Origin of the sequence: Corynebacterium sp. KPL2830, assembly GCF_040225635.1 — a bacterium.
In the GTDB taxonomy this organism is placed as follows: Bacteria; Actinomycetota; Actinomycetes; order Mycobacteriales; family Mycobacteriaceae; genus Corynebacterium.
Window position 1 is genome coordinate 26582 of sequence record NZ_JBEHFR010000011.1, and the last position, 14560, is coordinate 41141.

The 14560-nt window shown below is 58.7% G+C and carries 14 protein-coding genes and 2 tRNA genes; 5 read left to right on the plus strand and 11 right to left on the minus strand.

Features of this window, described 5'->3' with window-relative positions:
• Positions 1-27 precede the first annotated feature (27 nt).
• Positions 28-849, plus strand: coding sequence for a 3-methyl-2-oxobutanoate hydroxymethyltransferase (panB, locus tag ABRP87_RS05310; RefSeq protein WP_349867971.1), 822 nt, complete (start codon positions 28-30; stop codon positions 847-849).
• A gap of 11 nt (positions 850-860) precedes the next feature.
• Positions 861-1682: a pantoate--beta-alanine ligase gene (gene panC / locus ABRP87_RS05315; RefSeq protein ID WP_005284412.1), complete on the plus strand. Its 822-nt coding sequence runs from the start codon at positions 861-863 to the stop codon at positions 1680-1682.
• Here panC and ABRP87_RS05320 read toward each other — a convergent pair.
• Positions 1679-2641: a malate dehydrogenase gene (locus ABRP87_RS05320; RefSeq protein ID WP_349867972.1), complete on the minus strand. Its 963-nt coding sequence runs from the start codon at positions 2639-2641 to the stop codon at positions 1679-1681. The two genes, panC and ABRP87_RS05320, sit on opposite strands and share 4 nt — an antisense overlap.
• Positions 2642-3049: 408 nt before the next feature.
• On the opposite strand from ABRP87_RS05320, the gene ABRP87_RS05325 reads away from it, so the two are divergent.
• Complete coding sequence (locus ABRP87_RS05325; protein ID WP_349867973.1) at positions 3050-3808, plus strand: TetR/AcrR family transcriptional regulator; 759 nt, start codon at positions 3050-3052, stop codon at positions 3806-3808.
• Between the two features lie 57 nt (positions 3809-3865).
• Here the strand turns inward: ABRP87_RS05325 and clpX are convergent, their stop codons facing one another.
• Positions 3866-5161 (minus strand): ATP-dependent Clp protease ATP-binding subunit ClpX, encoded by a 1296-nt coding sequence (gene clpX, locus ABRP87_RS05330; protein ID WP_284782284.1) that lies wholly within the window; start codon positions 5159-5161, stop codon positions 3866-3868.
• 232 nt (positions 5162-5393) lie between these two features.
• Between clpX and fabG the strand changes: the two genes are divergently transcribed.
• Positions 5394-6158 (plus strand): 3-oxoacyl-ACP reductase FabG, encoded by a 765-nt coding sequence (gene fabG, locus ABRP87_RS05335; RefSeq protein WP_349867974.1) that lies wholly within the window; start codon positions 5394-5396, stop codon positions 6156-6158.
• A 101-nt stretch (positions 6159-6259) separates the two neighbouring features.
• Here fabG and ABRP87_RS05340 read toward each other — a convergent pair whose 3' ends face one another.
• The 9 genes from ABRP87_RS05340 to ABRP87_RS05380 form a co-directional block, all read right to left on the minus strand.
• Complete coding sequence (locus tag ABRP87_RS05340; RefSeq protein ID WP_349867975.1) at positions 6260-6514, minus strand: hypothetical protein; 255 nt, start codon at positions 6512-6514, stop codon at positions 6260-6262.
• 163 nt (positions 6515-6677) lie between these two features.
• A complete protein-coding gene (locus ABRP87_RS05345; protein ID WP_349863240.1) occupies positions 6678-6968 on the minus strand; it encodes a hypothetical protein in 291 nt (96 codons plus the stop codon).
• A gap of 3 nt (positions 6969-6971) precedes the next feature.
• A complete protein-coding gene (locus ABRP87_RS05350; RefSeq protein WP_023023573.1) occupies positions 6972-8276 on the minus strand; it encodes an inorganic phosphate transporter in 1305 nt (434 codons plus the stop codon).
• A gap of 322 nt (positions 8277-8598) precedes the next feature.
• Positions 8599-10101, minus strand: coding sequence for a peptide MFS transporter (locus tag ABRP87_RS05355; protein WP_349863242.1), 1503 nt, complete (start codon positions 10099-10101; stop codon positions 8599-8601).
• 272 nt (positions 10102-10373) lie between these two features.
• Positions 10374-11000 (minus strand): ATP-dependent Clp protease proteolytic subunit, encoded by a 627-nt coding sequence (locus tag ABRP87_RS05360; RefSeq protein WP_198010484.1) that lies wholly within the window; start codon positions 10998-11000, stop codon positions 10374-10376.
• Positions 11001-11017: 17 nt separating this feature from the next.
• On the minus strand, positions 11018-11629 hold the full coding sequence (locus ABRP87_RS05365) for an ATP-dependent Clp protease proteolytic subunit (protein WP_023023580.1): 612 nt from the start codon (positions 11627-11629) through the stop codon (positions 11018-11020).
• Between the two features lie 191 nt (positions 11630-11820).
• On the minus strand, positions 11821-13176 hold the full coding sequence (tig, locus tag ABRP87_RS05370) for a trigger factor (protein WP_349867976.1): 1356 nt from the start codon (positions 13174-13176) through the stop codon (positions 11821-11823).
• Positions 13177-13270: 94 nt separating this feature from the next.
• A tRNA-Pro gene (locus ABRP87_RS05375) sits at positions 13271-13344 on the minus strand.
• 134 nt (positions 13345-13478) lie between these two features.
• Positions 13479-14336, minus strand: coding sequence for a DUF1542 domain-containing protein (locus tag ABRP87_RS05380; RefSeq protein ID WP_349867977.1), 858 nt, complete (start codon positions 14334-14336; stop codon positions 13479-13481).
• A gap of 121 nt (positions 14337-14457) precedes the next feature.
• Here ABRP87_RS05380 and ABRP87_RS05385 point away from each other — a divergent pair.
• Positions 14458-14532 (plus strand) — tRNA-Gly (locus ABRP87_RS05385).
• The last annotated feature ends 28 nt before the right edge of the window (positions 14533-14560 follow it).

A 14560-nucleotide genomic window follows, 5' to 3' on the forward strand; every position in this document is an offset into this window, starting at 1 on the left:
CACCACCGGCCTGTCTAGAGTAAGGGCATGTCTCACAACCCTGGCCACCGCGCCCGCCTCCACACCCGTTACTTCACCCAAGCCAAAGACAACTCTCAGGCCTTCGCGTGCCTGACGAGCTACGACTGCTTGACCGCCGAAATCTTCGATGAAGCCGGGGTCGATCTCCTGCTCGTCGGCGATTCCCTGGCCAACGTGGTGCTGGGCCGCGAAACCACGCTCTCGCTCACCCTCGATGAGATGATCCCGCTGGCCCGCGCGGTGGTTGCTTCGACCTCCCGCGCCTTCGTGGTGGTGGACCTTCCCTTCGGCTCCTATGAGGACGGCCCCTCCCAGGCGCTGGAGACCGCGGTGCGCGTCATGAAGGAAACCGGCGCGCAGGCCGTGAAGCTGGAGGGCGGTGCGGAGCGCGCTCCCATTGTTGCCGCGCTTGTCGCCGCCGGCATCCCGGTCTGCGCCCACATTGGCTTTACACCCCAGCAGGTCCACGCCTTGGGCGGCTTCGTGGTCCAAGGCCGGGGTGCCGGTGCGGAGAAGCTTCACGACGACGCCCGCGCCCTCGCCGAGGCCGGCGCCTTCGCCGTGGTGCTGGAGATGGTCCCGGCAGCCCTTGCTGAGCAGGTGACCAAGGAGCTGCCCATCCCCACCATCGGCATCGGCGCCGGCGCGCAGACCGACGGTCAGATTCTGGTGTGGACCGATGCCTTCGGCCTGGGAGGTCCCAAGGCGCCGCGTTTTGTGCGCCGCTACGCGAATCTGCGCGGCGCGCTGCTGGAAGGAGCGAAGGACTATGTCGCAGATGTGGGTGAACGTTCCTTCCCCAACGCCGAGGAGTCTTTCGAGGACTAAGGTCTTAAGCCATGCAGATCCTCACAACTAAATCCGAACTCCGTGCCTTCCGCGCGGCAGCGTCCGGTTCCGTGGGTTTGGTGCCCACGATGGGCGCGCTTCACGACGGCCACGCTTCCCTCATTCGCCGCGCCCGCGAAGACAACGACACCGTGGTGTGCTCGGTCTTTGTCAATCCCCTCCAGTTCACGGACCTGGGCGACTGCGAAGACTACCGCGCCTACCCGCGCACCCTCGACGCGGATGCCGCACTGCTGGACTCGTTGGGAGTCGATGCGGTCTTCGCCCCCAGCGTGGAGGAAATGTACCCGGGTGGCACCCCGCGGGTGTGGGTGCGCACGGGTGAGATGGGCTCGGTCTTGGAAGGTGCCTCGCGCCCCGGCCACTTTGACGGCGTGGCCACCGTGGTGAGCAAGCTGTTTCACCTTGTCACACCAGACCGCGCTTATTTTGGGCAAAAGGATGCGCAGCAAGTAGCGATCATCCGCCGCCTGGTGGCGGACCTCGACCTGCCGCTGGACATCATCAGCGTGCCCATCGTGCGCGCAACGGACGGCGTGGCCGAGTCCAGCCGCAATGCGCGCCTCAGTGCCGCCGAGCGTGAGCAGGCGGTCGCCTTATCCCAGGCACTCTTCGCGCTGCAGGATGGCGCCTCACGTGAAGAAGCTGAGGCCCAGCTCGCTTCCTCCCCCGGCGTGACGGTGGATTACCTCACCGTGGTGGACCCGGCCACGCTCGAGCCCGTAGATGCACAACACCGGCCCGCCTTGGCGCTGGTAGCAGCGCATGTGGGGCCGGTGCGGCTCATCGATAACTTGGTGCTGGAGGCTTAACCTTTCAGCAGGTGGGCTACGGCCTCGCGCTCCTCACGCAGCTCCTGCACGGAGGCCTCGATGCGCTCCTTCTGGAAATCGCTGAGCTCCAGGCCTTGGACGATTTCCCACTTGCCGTCGCGGGAGACGGTGGGGAAACCTGCGACGAGGCCCTCGTCCACGCCATAGGAGCCATCCGAAGGCACGGCGGCGGTGCGCCAATCCTCGGTGCCGTGGACCCAATCGTGCATGTGGTCCACGGCGGCAGATGCCGCCGACGCCGCGGACGAGCTGCCGCGCACCTCAATGATCTCCGCGCCGCGCTTGGCCACCTTGGGGATCATCTCCTCGCGGTACCACTGCTCATCTACCTCCGCGTTGGAGAAAGCGATATCCGGGAACTGGGTGGCGGAGTGGTTGCCCCAGACCGCAATCTTGGAAAAGTCCTTGGTGGCCTTGCCGGTCTGGGCCGCCAACTGGCCCAAGGTGCGGTTGTGGTCCAAGCGCATGAGCGCGTTGAACTGGGAGTTATCCAGATCCGGCGCGCTATGCGCGGCAATCAGCGCGTTGGTATTGGCCGGGTTGCCCACCACCAGCACGCGGACATCGCGCGCCGCATAGTCATTGATGGCCTTGCCCTGCTCAGTAAAGATGGCGCCGTTGGCCTCGAGCAGATCTGCGCGCTCCATGCCCTTGCTGCGCGGGCGGGAGCCGACGAGGAATGCGGCGGAGGCATCCTCGAAGGCCACCTTGAGGTCATCAGTCACCGCAATCGAATTCACCAGCGGCAGGGCGGAATCGCGCAGCTCCATGGCCACGCCCTCGGCCTTTTCTACTACCGCGGGGATTTCCAACAGGGCAAAGTCTACCGGGGTGTCCTTGCCAAATACGTCGCCCGCGGCAATCCGCCACAGCAGCGAGTAGGCGATATTTCCGGCGGCGCCGGTAACGGTAACTTTTACTGGCTGGGTCATGCTCATTCCTCCTCATATGTCGTGGAGTTGTAAGCGCCCCTCATGCACGCCACCCTCCACGGGATGTATCCACCCCCGAGCTTAGCGCTATACGGAGGTAACGTGTTGTGAAATTTATCCCCCTCTTTCGGAGGGAAAACGCCGCCAAATTTCCGGATATTACCCCCGTTTACCTCCAAATTAACGCCCCCAATGGGCACATTCCTCCCGCGGGGTGGGGCTAATCGGGCATGATGGAAGCGGCACAGACCCCACTGGGGAGCGCGCTCGCAGGGATGCATTCACTGCCTGTGGGCGGCTGCACGGTGGCCAACCACTGCCGCATCGAACCAGCATGAGGCCGGCCGTGCAGTTCCCGAGACACTACCCACCATCGCCACATCGGCGCCGCGAAGCAGAGATAGGACACATGCTATGAGCACTGATCACATCGAACCGCTGCACGCTGCGGAGCAGGCGGAGGACTCCGACGCTCACGCTGCGGATTCCATCAGCACCGATGCCGTGGTGGATATTGCCATTTCCCAGTTTTCCGCATTGGGTTTTTCTGAAACCAAGCTGGATACCATCGCCGCGGAATCCGGCATGTCCAAGCGCATGATTCACTACCACTTTGGCGATAAGCAGGGCCTGTACTTGAGCGCTTTAAGCACCGCCGCCGAGCGCCTCCGCCCCGACGAAGAAGATCTGGAGCTCGATTCCGCGGTCCCAGTCGAGGGTGTGCGCAAGCTAGTGGACTGGATTTTCTGGCGGTACGTCAATCACCCCGAGGCCATTCGCATGATGACCTGGGAAACCGCCCAGTCCATCGTGGGTTCTTCTACTCATCCCGTCGCAGATTTCAGCGGCGTCGCCCTTCACCTAGACCGCCTGCTCATGCTGGGTCAAGACGCCGGCGCCTTCCGCCCAGGCATTTCCACCAACGATATTTTCACCATCATCGCCTCGCTCACCTCGTACCGCGTGACCAACCGGGCAATGATGGACAACCTTCTAGGCGTAGATATGTCCAGCCAAGCAAATATCGACGGCCTGCACAGGCTTACCGTCGATACCGTGCTGGCGTTTCTCACCGCCAATATCCCCGATTCCGGCCACGAGTCTTATTTAGTGTCTTCCGATGCCGACGAGGGCGACGAGGCCTCCCCACAAGATATCTACGGCGAAGCATAAAAAGAAGGCACCGGCTGCTTGCCGATGCCCCTCTTTCCTACTGCAGCCTTCCCCTCGCTAGGCCGATTCCTTTGCCTCATCCTTATAGGTAAATTCGGGCTCTGCGCCCTGGGTAACGCACTCTGCGGTGATGTGCACGGCGGAAATATCTTCCCGGTCTGGCAGCTCAAACATCACCGGCACGAGCAGTTCTTCCAGAATCGCGCGCAAACCGCGCGCGCCGGTTTTGCGCTCGAGGGCGAGCTCTGCGATGGCATCCAGCGCCCCGGCATCCATGTCCAGCTCACAGTCATCCATCTCAAATAGGCGGCTGTACTGCTTGAGCAAGGAGTTCTTGGGCTCGGTCAATACCTTGACCAGGGCCTCGCGGTCCAAGTTATCCACCGTCGCCACCACGGGCAGACGGCCGATAAATTCTGGAATCAAGCCGAACTTCACGAGGTCTTCCGGACGCACCTGGGAGAATAGGTCCACCTTTTCCCGCTCGTCTTCGGTGCCCAGCTTGGCACCAAAGCCAACGCCCTTCTTACCCACGCGATCCGCGATCACCTGGTCGAGGCCCGCAAACGCGCCGGCGACAATGAAGAGGATATTGGAGGTATCCAGCTGGATAAATTCCTGGTTCGGGTGCTTGCGCCCGCCCTGCGGCGGAATAGCAGCCACAGTTCCCTCCAGGATCTTCAGCAGCGCCTGCTGCACGCCTTCGCCGGAAACATCGCGGGTAATGGAGGGGTTTTCAGACTTGCGGGAGATCTTATCTACCTCGTCAACGTAGATGATGCCGCGTTGGGCGCGCTCCACATCAAAATCCGCTGCCTGCAGCAGCTTCAAGAGGATGTTTTCTACGTCCTCGCCCACATAGCCGGCCTCGGTCAGGCTGGTGGCATCCGCGATAGCGAAAGGCACATCCAGCAGGCGCGCCAAGGTTTGCGCCAGGTAGGTCTTACCGGAACCGGTGGGCCCCAGCATCAAAATATTGGACTTGGAGATCTCTACCTCTTCGCCCTCGGCCTTCTTCCGGCGTGCATCTAACGCAGCGGATTCTTCTGCCTTAATGCGCTTGTAGTGGTTATACACCGCAACCGACAGCACGCGCTTGGCCTTGTCCTGGCCAATGACGTACTTATCCAAAAAGGAAGAAATCTGCGAAGGCTTGGGCAGGCGCACCTCCGCCTCGGAAGACTCCTCGGCCTGCTCGTGGCCGAGCTCTTCCTCAATAATCTCATTGCAGAGCTCGATGCACTCATCGCAGATGTAGACCCCGCCGCCGGCGATGAGCTTTTTCACCTGCTTTTGGCTCTTTCCGCAGAAGGAACACTTCAGGAGATCAGCGCTTTCTTGCATACGTGCCATTCAGTACTTTCACACTCGCTCTTGTTTACCGCTTTTTAAAGGTGGGGCGGAAGGCTCGCTCACTTCCGTCCCCGCGGTTGCTTGTTCAAAAATCTACCTTAGTAAATCAACCCGACACGGCTCCTATTCATTCCCTCCGCGTGGCGAAATTCGCAGAACTTTGTCCTCCCACACCACTAAACTTGGGATTGGATCCTCCACATTCCTCCACCACCGCCGAAGGAGCCATTTCATGTTTGACCTCACCAACCGTACCGCGATTGTCACGGGCGGGGCTGCGGGCATCGGCAAGGGCATCGTTGCCTCCCTGCGTGAAGCCGGCGCCAGCGTCGTCATTGCCGATATCGATACCGATAAGGCCGAAGCCACCGCCGCAGAGCTCGGCGCGACCGCCTACCCCGTCGATGTCACCGATAGGGCCTCCATCAAAGAAATGTTTGCCAAGGTCCACGCCGCGCACGGGGCGATCGACATCGTCTGTTCCAATGCCGGGGTCTTCCCTAACTGCCCACTGGAAGAGATGACGGATAAGCAGTGGGAAACCATGTTTGAAATCAATACCCACGGCACGTTCAAGGTCGTGCAAGAAGCCCTGCCGTATATGAAGGAGCGCGGCTACGGGCGCATCGTCATCACCACCTCCATTACTGGCTCGCACACCGGCTTTCCCGGCTGGGCGCATTACGGCGCCTCCAAGGCGGCCCAACAAGGCTTTATCCGCTCCGCAGCCCTGGAAATCGCCCGCGATGGCATCACCATCAATGGCGTATTGCCCGGAAATATCCTCACCGAGGGCCTCGAGGCGCAGGGCCAGGAGTACCTGGATGAGATGACGCGCTCCATTCCCCTGCACCGGCTTGGCAGCCCCCGCGATATTGGCAATGCCGCGGCCTTCCTCGCTTCCACCGAGGCCGGATACATCACCGGACAAACGCTCATTATTGACGGGGGCCAGCTCTTGCCCGAAACCCCCGAGGCCATCCTGCCGCCGCGCTAGCCTGCGCCTGCCCGGCTAGCGCTTACCGATGCCCTGCCCTAAGACACAGATAACCCCGCCGACACCGTTATGGTGCGCGGCGGGGTTATCTCGTACGGTTTTTATTGCAGCCAGTCAAAGTCGAGCAAGAATGCCTCGACATCGAGCATTTCCAGCTCATCTGGCGCATGGCCGACAACGAATGCGAAGGACTCAGCGACGTCCTTGGTCGTCGCGGGGGTAAGCCCCGCGTCAACGAGATTTTCCGCTACGCGGGCAGAAACCGGTGCCTGAGACACGGTATCCAAACCCGTACCCGTGGTGGAGTCCTTGAACATATCGCTAATGCCACCAATGAAGGTCCGCATCGTGTTCATCTCTCTCACCTCTCAATGTTGCTTTGTTGATAGGTACAAATATACTTGGTACTTACCCACTAAGCAACCCCTAAGCCACTTAAAGTTTATCTCTTGTTAACTTTAAGTGGCTCTGAGGAATATTCCATGGTCACGGGCTTGCTATATAGTCCGCGAGTTATTCTTAAAGGTCGCCAAATGGTGCGAAACCAAAGTAGTGGTCCAGGGAATCGCGCGCGATCCACGCGATTGCCACCACGATAATGACACCCAGTACGGCATAAACGGTCCAACCCAGCAGCTTCATTTGGCGGCTAGCGGGAGTATCTCCTACCACCACACCATTGTCATCCCGAATGGGATCACCCGTCATGGAACGCATGCCCAAGGCGAAGAGCAACGGGATACCAGCACCGAAGACGAGGGCCAGGCCAGCGACGCGGAGTATAGATTCGAAGATTTCTGCAACAGTCATGTTTTAGCGCTCCTCTTGTGGAGTAGATGAGGTGGAGTCGTTGTCCCCGTTGACCGCCGCTACCGGGGTCATGCCCCCTGAAGCTGCGACAGACTCTTTCGCACCAACGCGTGGCTCCAAGGACGAATCCACGGACTCAGCGTTCTCATCCCAGTCATTATTAACGTTGGATGCATCAACTGGGTTCATACGGGAGCGGATGACGATGAGCGCCGTCATGGCCAAGAGTAGAACGAAGTCCACGATAGCGCCGGTTGCCACATTGGTAGCGGAAGAGACGCCGTGCGCCAACCACCACGATGCGAAGCCAACAAAGGCGGCACAGGGCAGCGTAATGAGCCAGGCAGCCACCATGCGCATTGCAACACCCCAGCGCACTTCCGCGCCACGGCGGCCCAAACCAGTACCAAGGATAGAGCCGGTGGACACGTGGGTCGTAGACAGAGCCATACCACCGGCTGAGGAAGTCAAGATGATGGCCGCGGAGGTAGCCTCGGCTGCCATACCTTGCGGGGATTCGATCTCCACCAAGCCCTTACCCAGGGTGCGGATAACGCGCCAACCGCCGGACAAGGTACCGGCCGCAATGGCAATCGCACAGCCGAAGATGACCCAGGTTGGAATGCGGGCATCGGCAGCCGCGTGGCCCGAAGCCACGAGGGCGAGGAAGATAACGCCCATGGTTTTCTGAGCGTCACCGGCACCGTGTGCCAGCGATACCAAGCAGGCGGTCACAATCTGGCCATGGCGGAAGTGCTCGTTCTTTTCCTTATTCGGAATGGTGTTGGTCACCCAATAAACGAGGAAGGTGGCGCACGCAGATACCAAGGCGGCGATAATCGGGGACGCCACCGCCGGAATGATGATCTTGGCCATAATGGAGGTCCACTCCACTCCCCCAGTGCCCATCGCTGCAAAGCCTGCACCGATAAGGCCGCCGAAAAGGGCGTGGGAAGAGCTGGACGGTAGCCCGAGCAACCAAGTGAAAAGGTTCCACAAAATACCGCCGATAAGGCCGGTAAAGACCACCATCAACAGGGCTTGGCCATCCGAGTCGGCGGCTGCACCCGAAAGGTCATAGGAATCGAGGTTGACGATGCCTTTGGCCACCGTTGCCGCGACATTCACGGACAAGAACGCGCCAACGAGGTTAAGTACGGCAGAAATCGCCACCGCAGTAAATGGCTTCAGCGCGCCAGTAGCAATGGAGGTTGCCATCGCATTGGCTGTGTCGTGAAAACCATTGGTGAAGTCGAAGGCTAAGGCGGTAAACACCACAATGCCCAAGATAATCAGAGTCGCTGTCACAGCATTGGCCCCTTGTAAGCAATTAACAAATGAGAAGAAAGTGTTATTGCGGCGCCATCACGCGTCGCGTACGAAGTGCAGCGTACTCCGCAACAATAAGTTGAGCCAATAGCTTTTCTAAGAAGTAAACTGCACTTTGCCTAGTGTTAACCTTCCACATATGCCTGAGCGCTAGGCACCTGCCAAAGATCTGCGGTTTACCAGCAATTTTTAAGACACCTAATCTATTTTCATCCTTTAATAGCGTGGTAGAAAACACTTAGAGAGGTGCGCCGGCTTAACACCAACACACCTCTCGAAATAAAGGTTTTAGCTTCCCTTTTTAGCGGAAGGTAGCAAACTTCTTGACCACCCAGCGGCTCAGCACGAGTAGGACGATGCCCAGTGCGATGGAGACGACACCTAAGGAAATAAAGAAGGTGTTTTCCGCACCCGCATCCTCTGGGTTGTAGAAGCTAGCCAGCGAACCGGCAAGTGCGGTACCCATGGCCACGGCCATCATCCACACGGCCATCATGCGCGATGGGAACGCCTCAGGTGCCACCTTGGTGGCCAGAGAGTTGCCCACTGGGGACAACATCAGCTCACCCATGGTGAATAGGAAGAGGATCCAGATAATGACATACATTGGCGTGGAGTTTGCGCCCGAGCCGGAGAATGGCAGGAAGAAGAACAGCGAGATACCGATGATGATATTGGCCACGCCGAACTTCACCGGCGTGGACCACTGACGGTCACCGAGCTTCGTCCACATAGCCGCGAAGATTGCAGAGAAGATAACGATGAAAATCGGGTTAATGGACTGCACCAATGACGGCGGAATCTCGATACCAAAGATGTGGCGGTCCAGGCGCACATCGGCGTAGATGGTCATCACTGTAAATTGCTGCTGGAAGATACCGAAGAACAGCACACCGGAGATGAACATTGGAATAAAGCCCAAGAGGCGGTTCTTTTCTTTCCGGGTCACCAAATCAGAGGTGTACATCTGAATCCAGAAGTACACGGCGGCGATCAGGGCAACGGCGGTGACGATATTAGACAGCCACTCTACCTTGATGATCCCAGTACCCAGGCCGATAACCATGACGAGGACAGCGACGACAATCGCGCCCAAGCCCAGCATGCGCTGTTTAAAATCTGCAGGATTAGGAATTTCGTGGCCAGCGTCCTTAATCGTGGTCTTACGCATGGCAGTGTACTGGATAAGGCCTAGGGCCATACCGACGGCAGCGATACCGAAGCCCCAGTGGAAGCCCTTCCAGCCCCACATTGCGGTGGTAAGAAGCGGTCCGAAGAGGGCACCTATATTAACGCCCATGTAGAAGACGGAGAAGCCGCCGTCACGGCGAGGATCGTCGCGGCTATACAGCGACCCCAGCACCACCGAAGCGGTAGTCTTTACACCGCCGGAACCAACGGCGATGAGGATCAGGCCGATAGCCAGGCCGGTTACGGCAGGAATGAAGGCCAAGACGAGGTGACCAGCCATCACCATGATTGCGGAGTAGAACAGGGTGCGCTCCGCACCAAGGATGCGGTCAGCTACCAACGATGCCAACAGGCATGCCATGTACACCAAGCCGCCGTAGGCACCGACGATCGACGTCGCGTCGCCGCGGTCGAGGCCTAGACCGCCATCGGTGGTGGCGTAGTACATGTACAGCAGCACGATGGACTGCATGCCGTAGAAGCTGAAGCGCTCCCACATCTCCACGCCGAACAGGTTAGCCAGCCCCCACGGGTGGCCGAAAAATGTGCGCTCCCCGCTCGAAGCAGCGGGTGCGGAGGTTCGATCCTCCGCTTCTGGTTCCTTATTTGTCATAACATAATACGACCACTCAGAGGCCTAATTCACAAATCGGCCATTATACGTGAAACATCGCACTATATTAATCTGCCTAACGACCTGCAGATATTTCTCTGAAAGATTCACCCCGTTTGGGGTAGATGTTCGCCCTCCGTTGCTCCCCTGACATACCCCTCATAGGAATATACTGCAGTCACTTATGCGCAAATAATAAAAGCCCTGCGAGCGCTCCTCTCGAAGCGGCCTCGCAGGGCCTCCACTGATGGATTCAGTCCATCAGGACCGTATTAAGAATTGAGCTTGCGGTACTCAAAGACGGTATCGATGATTCCGTATTCCACGGCATCTTCCGCGGTCAGGATCTTATCGCGGTCGGTGTCGATGCGGATTTGCTCGGCCGTACGGCCGGTGTGCTCCGCCAGGGTGTTTTCCATCAAGGTGCGCATACGCTCAATCTCTGCGGCCTGGATTTCCAAGTCCGAGACCTGACCCTGGGTGCCCTGGGTTGCAGGCTGGTGGATCAATACGCGGGAGTTCGGCAGCGCCGCACGCTTGCCCGGAGCACCAGCAGCCAACAGCACTGCGGCAGCAGAAGCCGCCTGGCCCAGGCACACGGTCTGCACATCAGGACGCACGTAGCGCATGGTGTCATAAATTGCCATCAAGGCAGTAAAGGAACCACCAGGCGAGTTGATGTACATGGTGATGTCACGGTCTGGGTCCTGGCTCTCAAGAACCAGCAACTGGGCCATGATGTCATTGGCAGAGGTGTCATCGACCTGGGTGCCCAAGAAGATGATGCGCTCTTCAAAGAGCTTGGAGTACGGGTTGGTTTCCTTCGTCCCCTGAGCGGACTGCTCAATAAAGGAAGGCAGTACGTAACGGGAACTTGGCATCTGCGACTTATTCATAATGATTTTCTCCTTATTCCCTAGTTGCTCAGTGGGCCGTTCACGGACTCGATAACGTGGTCAACAATGCCGTAGTCCTTGGCTTGCTGCGCAGTCATCCAGCGGTCGCGGTCAGAGTCCTTGGTGATCTGCTCGAAGGTTTGGCCGGTGTGCTCTGCAATGAGCTCAGCCATCTCGCGCTTGGTCTGGGCGAATTGCTCCGCTTGGATGGCGATATCGGCAGCGGTACCGCCCACACCAGCGGAAGGCTGGTGCATCATGATGCGAGCGTGCGGCAGCGCATAGCGCTTGCCCTTCGTACCACCGGAAAGCAGGAACTGGCCCATGGAAGCAGCCAAGCCCATGCCGTAGGTGGAGATATCGCAGGGCGAGTACTTCATCGTGTCATAAATGGCCATGCCCGCGGTCACGGAGCCACCCGGGGAGTTGATGTAAAGCGAAATATCGCGCGTCGGATCCTCTGCGGAAAGCAGCAGGATCTGTGCGCACAACTTATTAGCAATTTCATCGTCTACCTGGGTGCCCAAAAAGATAATGCGCTCGTGCAACAGGCGCTCATAGACGCTGTCACCCAAGTTCAGGCCGGAGCCTGCTGGGGTGGTCATCTGAAGCTGGTCAGATTTCTTAGACATTCGAAAAGTCTCCTTGAGGACGGTTAATCTCTAATGCCACCACACTACTTAATGTGGCGATAATTGTGGGGTCTGTTCGCTATCAGCGTTTGCACCGATCTTTGTCTGCTTTTTCGACCCGGCGATGAGAAAAGCCCAGCCAGACTTCCTCGCCGGTGCGAGGGGTCAAGCTGGGCTTTTAAGCAGAAGATTTACTCCGCGTCGGTAGCTTCGTTCTCGTCTTCTTCTACCTCACCGAAGTACTGCTCAACGTCAACGTCGTTGCCCTCTTCGTCCTTGACGGTGGTACGGCAAATGGCGGCAGCCAGTGCCTTACCGCGGCGTACGTCAGAGAACAGGTTGGCAATCTGGCCGTTGGACTGCAGCTGCTGGATGAACTGGTTCGGGTCCATGCCGTAGGACTGCGCGGTGAACAGGATGTGGTCCGAGAGCTCCTGCTGGGAAACTTCCGGCTCTTCCTTTTCTGCCACAGCATCCAAGAAAATCTGCGTGCGTACGGACTCTTCAGCCTGCTCGCGGGTCTGCTTATCAAACTCTTCGCGGGAGGTGCCCTGTGCCTCGAGCAGCTGTGCCAGTGCCTTCTCATCGTGTGCCAGCTGGCCCAGGATCTGGTGCAGCTGGGCGTGAGCCTGCTCGTCGACGACGGACTGTGGCAGTTCAAAGTCGACATCGGCAAGCGCAGCCTTCAGAACCTCATCGCGGATCTGGCCGGCCTGCTCAGCCTTCTTGGACTCCTCGACCTCGGTCTTGGTAGCTTCGCGCAGCTCCTCGATGGTGTCGTACTCAGAGGCCATCTGGGCGAACTCATCGTCCATGTCCGGCAGCTTGCGCTCCTTGGTCTGCTGCACGTGGACCTTGAAGGTAGCTTCTTCGTCCTTGTGCTCACCGGACTGGATGGTGGAGGTGAACTCGTTATCCTCGCCGGTCTTCATGCCGCGCAGTGCGGTGTCCAGGCCCTTGATGAGGTTGTCATCACCGATGGAGTAGGACAGACCTTCGGTCGAAGCATCCTCGATCTTCTCACCGTCTACCTCGGCGGTGATGTCGATGATGGCGTAGTCACCGGTCTTCATCTTGCGCTTGGTGTCCTTCAGCTCACCGAAGCGCTCTGCAAGGTCCTCGAGGGCCTTGTCCACATCTTCTTCGCCGGCCTTGATGGCGGGGACGGTGATGGAGATTTCAGAGAAGTCCGGAACCTCAAACTCAGGGCGAACATCAACCTCGGCGGTGAACTCGACGAAGTCCTTGTCCTCAATCTTGGAAATGTCCACGTCCGGCTGGCCGATGACCTTCAGGTCTTCCGACTGAACAGCCTGCTCGTAGCGGGAAGGCAGCATGTCATTGACGACCTGCTCCAGAATCGGGCCGCGGCCGAAGCGAGCGTCGATCAGCTGGCGCGGGGCCTTGCCCTTACGGAAACCTGGAATAGAAACTTGCTGCGCGATTGCCGCGTAAGCTTGATCGATTTCCTGGTCCAGCTCCGCAAACGGAACGTTGACGGTGAGCTTAACGCGGGTATCGCTCAGCTTGTCTACGGTGGTCTTCACGAGTGAATCTCCCTGGCTTCATTGTTTTTCTACGTACATAAAAATTAAAGGGGGTCTGAAAAACCTTATTAGGGCATTTTCAGACCCCCATACGTCGGGGCGACAGGATTTGAACCTGCGACCCCCTGCTCCCAAAGCAGGTGCGCTACCAAACTGCGCCACGCCCCGTATGTAGGCCACCAAGTTGCCTTGGCTGCGTTGCATACCTGAGACAGTTTAGCGTGTTGGATTTAAATCTCCTAAATCAACCCCCTGTTGAGGGCGTAGACGCAGGTTAGCGGCATAATTTCCGGCCGCTTGACTTAGAAATCAAAATCAAACATGCCATCAAAGAATCCGCCGCCATCGCCGTCAGATAGTCCGTCGAAGAAGCCGCCTCCATCACCGGCGTCTCCCCCTCCGGCATCGCCGCCCATATCGCCGGCGTCCCCGGCGTCTCCGGCATCTCCTGCGTCTCCGCCGCCGTCGGCGCCGTCCATGCCGTCGCCGCCCTCGGCGCCGCCCCAGTCGCCGTTTTCTGCGGCGGCTGCGGAATAGCCCACGCCGGACATGCCGGCAAACATGGCGTTAAACATCATGGAATAACCCATCATCCACACGCCCGTTTGCAGGGCATCCGCCCACCAAGGGCGGGAGTACCAACCGGCCGGAACGGGGCGCCCAGCCACGGTTCCGCCGGGGTAATAGTTCGGGGTTTCCTCGGAGGCGTACGGGGACGCAGTCAGCTGCTCTCCATTCGCATCCACCGTGCGCTTCTCGGTGACCTTGCCCGCGGCGCGCTGGCCTTCCAGCGGCGGCAATTCCGGCCCCGGATTCATATCCATAATCTCGCGGGCAGCATTGACGTAATGCATGCCCTCAAGCGCCGATTCACGGGCCAAGTTGGCCTGCTTGACCGTAGTGGCCCGCGAAATAGCGGAATTGGCCGCGGTAAAGCGCTCCGATGCATCCGCCATTGCCTGCTGCGAGGCGGTATCCGTACCGGAAATCTGCATGACCTGGCCGCCTAGGCGCTCAATCCACCGACGCGCATCCGCCTGGGCATCCGCTAACTGCTGCGCCTCTCGCTCCTCCCGGCTCTTTTTTGAGCTGCGCGAGGATAGATACCACGCGCCGCCACCGAGTACGACTACAAGAAGTAGGAGTTCCACAACAATCATCGCTTTCTTTACTGGAATTGGTCCTACCTATTTTAACGGCCTACCCACTGCGCGTGTTCCCTATTTTCGTTTTGGGGCGCTCATGCGCTAAAGTAGCCGACAGCGTTCAAGGCAACGCTGTGGGAATGTCGTATAGTGGCTAATACCTCAGCCTTCCAAGCTGAAGACGCGGGTTCGATTCCCGTCATTCCCTCCATGTTTGTACTGCAATAATTGACTATCGT